4 protein-coding genes and 1 pseudogene are annotated in these 3,339 nt (G+C 36.2%); 4 read left to right on the forward strand and 1 reads right to left on the reverse strand.

The genetic code is table 11. The features are described 5' to 3' along the window. From ACTNB3_RS17615 to ACTNB3_RS17625, 3 genes and pseudogenes are all read left to right on the forward strand, one after another. Positions 1-822 (forward strand): IS1380 family transposase (locus tag ACTNB3_RS17615; RefSeq protein ID WP_441027254.1); only part of this gene is annotated, 822 nt, incomplete at its 5' end. A gap of 568 nt (positions 823-1,390) precedes the next feature. Continuing rightward, positions 1,391-1,654: an Abi family protein gene (locus ACTNB3_RS17620; protein ID WP_441027256.1), complete on the forward strand. Its 264-nt coding sequence runs from the start codon at positions 1,391-1,393 to the stop codon at positions 1,652-1,654. Further along, positions 1,608-2,330 (forward strand): annotated as a pseudogene (locus ACTNB3_RS17625) (Abi family protein). The gene ACTNB3_RS17620 and the pseudogene ACTNB3_RS17625 overlap by 47 nt, the downstream one beginning before the upstream one ends. A gap of 98 nt (positions 2,331-2,428) precedes the next feature. On the opposite strand, the gene ACTNB3_RS17630 reads toward ACTNB3_RS17625, so the two are convergent. Then, positions 2,429-2,857, reverse strand: coding sequence for a hypothetical protein (locus ACTNB3_RS17630; protein WP_441027258.1), 429 nt, complete (start codon positions 2,855-2,857; stop codon positions 2,429-2,431). Between the two features lie 303 nt (positions 2,858-3,160). Between ACTNB3_RS17630 and ACTNB3_RS17635 the strand changes: the two genes are divergently transcribed. Then, positions 3,161-3,334 carry a hypothetical protein gene (locus ACTNB3_RS17635; RefSeq protein WP_441027260.1) on the forward strand — a complete coding sequence of 58 codons (174 nt, stop codon included), beginning with the start codon at positions 3,161-3,163 and terminating at the stop codon, positions 3,332-3,334. Positions 3,335-3,339: the final 5 nt, after the last annotated feature.

Below are 3,339 nucleotides of genomic sequence, written 5' to 3' on the forward strand. Positions count from 1 at the left end.
AGCAACGGATATCATCCTCTTGTCTGTTATGATGGGCGAACGGGAGATCTGATTAAAATCCAGCTGCGTGATGGAACTCAATATTCCTGCACCGGAGTTGTTGATTTCCTTCAGCCAATCCTTGACGAATATCTGGAAGATTATCCAGAAATAAAGCTTTTGCTTCGTGGTGACAGCGGCTTTGCAACACCTGAATTATATAAGCAGTGCGAAGAAAACGGCACCAGTTATGTGATCCGTCTGAAAGAGAATGGTACCCTCCGTAGCAAAGCATCCTCTCTTGCCGATGAGCTTAATGAAATCACGAAAGATAACAAGGTGGATTACGCGGTTGTCTATGGTGAATTCATGTATCAGGCAGGTCCGTGGCCTTATGAAAGACGTGTTGTCTGTAAGGTTGAAAAACCTGAGAATCAGATGATTTACATGTATACATTCATTGTTACAAACATGGATTCATCACCAGAGTATCTCATCAAGTTTTATTATAAGAGAGGCCTGATGGAAAACTTTATCAAAGAGAGTAAATCCGGTTTTGATTTCTCTTCTGTAAGCAGTCATACAAGAGTTGTAAATGCTAACAGGCTTCAGATCCATGCACTTGCTTATAACATATTTAATTGGTTTAGACGATTGGCGTTATCTGCAAATATGCGCAAACAACGTATAGATACCGTCCGTTTAAAACTGCTGAAGATTGCTGCAAAAGTAATCCGTTCAGCAAGATATATAACATTCAAGCTGTGTAGTAGCTGTCCATATAAGAATGAGTTTTATGCAACTCTTTCCAATATCAGCAAGCTGAGTGTACAGCTGGAATAGCAACTATTAACGCACCTTGACAGCTTAATTAACCACTCTGAAACTCGTCACAGGGATTTTATACCCTTTTGACAGGTTTAGAGAGAGAGATTATGGCTGTGTGGAGCATTTGAGAGATTCATGATGCAGTTATTAGCTCCTAATACTGCTCCATGAATAATTCAGGTTAAGTTTTAGATTAAAATAAATCAAAAATCATTTCAAAACTTAGAACATAAAAAGTATGTGTGTAATTCTCGAAAAATCTATACGACAAATTACTATTTTCTACATAGATTACCTTACAACGATTAATCCCAATCACACATAACACTTGAACGAATCAACTATTTCTATAAAACACTTTCTCTATCGTATATGTATGAAAAAGAGATTCAATACATATACTATGATTGAGCTGATTGCAGACTCCGGCGAATGGATATGGCTGATTTTTTCAGTTATTGACTTCTGCCGTTATTTCTGCTATATTAAGCTCAGTGATCGTTCTGTGGAAACTTGCGAAGCCCACAGGCGGGGGAGAACCTGCGGGTCTCTCCCTCTTTTTATTTTACGGGAGAACAAGCATATGGCTACACAAAAAAGTTTTTTAACCTTTACGCAACAGGTTACTTCATTAAGTGACAAAAACATAATAATATCGAATAGTCAGTATGCTGAAGAAATGCTCCAGCGCATCGGTTATTTTTCTTTGATGGGATATAAGCACTTATTCCGGATACCACTTACCAAAAAATATAAGTCTGGAACTTCCTTTGACGAAATTGTTGCCCTGTATCAATTTGATGCTGAACCTAAGAGAGTTATTTCTGAAATATCTGCTTCAGATTGAACGTCACATAGGAAATTTAATTGCCTATTATTTTACAGAATTACACGGCATCTCTCAATCCGAATACCTGAACCCAAACAATTATAATAACAATCCCCGAAGTCGTAAAACTATCGGCGGCTTAATCAAAAAATTGCACGGTGCCATTACTACAACAGAATATGAGTATGTCAATTACCATAGAAACCAATATGGAAATATCCCTCTCTGGGTAACAGTAAATGTACTGACTTTTGGTAGTATCTCGTAAATGTATGAGGTATTGCCACAATCACTCCGTGCCAAGGTCTGCAAGCATTTTCCATCTGTCAACCAGAAACAGTTAGGACGATATTTATCTGTACTGACAAAATACAGGAATGTCTGCGCTCATGGTGATCGCTTATTTACTTATAAGACCGTTGATCAGATCCTGGATACTCCGATTCATGCAAAACTGGCAATTCCCCAAAAAGGAAACCAGTATGTATATGGTAAACAAGATTTATTTTCTGTTGTGATTGCGTTCCGCTATCTTCTACCAAATAAAGAATTTATAGTTTTCAAAAAGCACTTGGTACAAGAAGTTGGAAAGATTAGCAAAAAACTGGTCCATATTACAGAGCAGGAATTGCTGAAACAAACGGGTTTTCCACCCGACTGGAAAAATATTACCCGCTACAGTTTCACGCCATAAAATCGAAAAAGAGAAAGATGCCGCCTGTCGAAGCAAACATCTTCCTCTTTTTTATTTTCGTCTACACTCCCTATTCTTTATTTTTTCATACAGATTATCTAAATGTACATATCAATCAAATAATCAGCTTCATATGCACTTCTTTCATCCAGAACAAGCCCAATTGTACAGCAATCACACTCTTCACTGCCTCGCATGTAGTAAACCCTAAAACCAAATGCTTCTCCACCATTGCGTTCATTATCTAATTTTTCACACCTCTCGCATTCGACTAAAAATCCATCAAACTCATAGCATGGAATAAATGTGCGAGTATACGACTCATCACGTGAAGAATTCATTTTTAATATCTCTTCATGAATTCTTTCTTTCATTTCGTTCTTAAGAAAATTGTTTTTCAAGCTACTACTTAAACTTCTCTCAGACGGGTACTCGTTTTCAAAATATTTTTTCATAAGTGTTTCTCCTTTCGGTTTTTCCAGTTTTCCAGATGATACTTTATTTGATAATGTTTTACTGCTTTTCATGTATCTCACCTCCCTTCTTTATATACATACAATAACATTTTTAGAATCTCTTATTTTTTCTCAAAAGAAAAAATAGCAGTAACAACTATCTATTAAAAAATATAAAAGTTACATGTCATGAAACCAAAACACTTAATTACTGATGTATACTTATAATACAAATTCAAAAGCAAGAAGGATTCCCTTTCCCTTTTTCCCTTCTTCATCAAATCAAAAATTCCATATTCATTAATGGAACCACTAAGACATGCACACATAGTGCTATCGTTTCATACATTTAGAAAAAATAGGGGAAAACAGATTATGAGTAAACCAACCTATTACCTCTGGCGGAATGATTTTTCGTCACAGGAAGAATTTGATGAGGCAAGGGTACAGTTTTTGAATTTGGGATTTCGAGTGGTTGTATTTCTTGATGGAAGCAGCGAGAAAAATATCCATGACGGATTAAAATCTCTAATCAAAAACCATATCTAATCATC

The organism is Bariatricus sp. HCP28S3_D3 (genome assembly GCF_052065755.1).
GTDB lineage: Bacteria > Bacillota > Clostridia > Lachnospirales > Lachnospiraceae > Allocoprococcus.